General features: G+C 69.7%; 1 protein-coding gene and 1 pseudogene. Both read right to left on the bottom strand.

Annotated features, from left to right (window positions below):
• Nucleotides 1-607: hypothetical protein (locus GUY60_RS37925; protein ID WP_161706035.1), on the bottom strand; the 607-nt coding region annotated here is incomplete at its 3' end.
• A gap of 182 nt (nucleotides 608-789) precedes the next feature.
• A pseudogene (locus GUY60_RS37920) lies at nucleotides 790-953 on the bottom strand (flavin reductase); the annotation flags it as partial.

The following is a 953-nucleotide window of genomic DNA, read 5'->3' as shown; positions in this document are numbered from 1 at the left end:
CCGCCCAGGCGATCGCCTCTTTTCTGTCGCCCTCGCCGACGCGGATGATCACGCCGCCGACGCGGGCCTCGACGGTGTAGAACCGCGGGACGTCGGACTTGCTCTCCATGAGGTCCTGCACGACCTCCGTCGACTCCAGGAGCGCCGCGTCGCCCACGCCCTCCAGGCGCTCGACCTCGTTGTACTCCGTGGCGGTGCCCGTCTCGAGGTTGTAGCCGAACGCCGGGCAGTACGTGTAGATGTCGCGCTGGAGCTCGAGGTAGCGCTTGGCGTCCTTGGTGGACAGCGAGATCAGGGACTGGGTGACCTCCACCTCGGGGCCCGTGTACGGGTCCGTCTTGTCCTCCGGCTTCGCCCACTTGACCGCCGTCTGCCGGGCGCTGGCTCCCCGGTACGAATCGAGTTCCCGCATGTACCTGCCCCACGGCTGCGCTTCGGGGTCCAGCTCGCACCCGTCCCAGTCCAAGCCCCGTGCGCCCGGATCCGTGTTGAACTCCCCCTCATGCACGCGGCCCTTGGCGCCCTTGCCGAACGTCTCCGAAAGTGCCAGGTGTTTCGCCAACTGGGCGTCGCTGAAGACGCGTTCGGGGTCGGCGGTGCCATCCACGCCAGGGGCCTTGGGGTCCCCGACGGCCTTCCAGGGTTCGTCGTCAGGGCTCGCGCCGCACCCACTCGCCAGCACAACTACCGCCACAGCACACGCCAACCGTCCCCGCCAGCTTGTCACTAGCTCTCCCCCGTAGATCGATCTCTCGTACGAGGGCGCCACGGTAGCCGGGCCCGGCCCCACCCCAACTGCCGGTACCTGCCCCGGAAGTACGCCAGCGGACCGCCCTCCGCGCTCGGCACGGACGCCGTCAGGACTCGGGCCACGATCAAGGTGTGGTCGCCCGCCAGGAGGCGGTGCGTTGTCGGTGCGGGGCGGCACCGGAGGGCTGCGCCACGGATTTGGC

Source organism: Streptomyces boluensis, assembly GCF_009908195.1.
Classification (GTDB): domain Bacteria; phylum Actinomycetota; class Actinomycetes; order Streptomycetales; family Streptomycetaceae; genus Streptomyces; species Streptomyces boluensis.
This window is presented reverse-complemented; position numbering and strand designations above follow the sequence as displayed.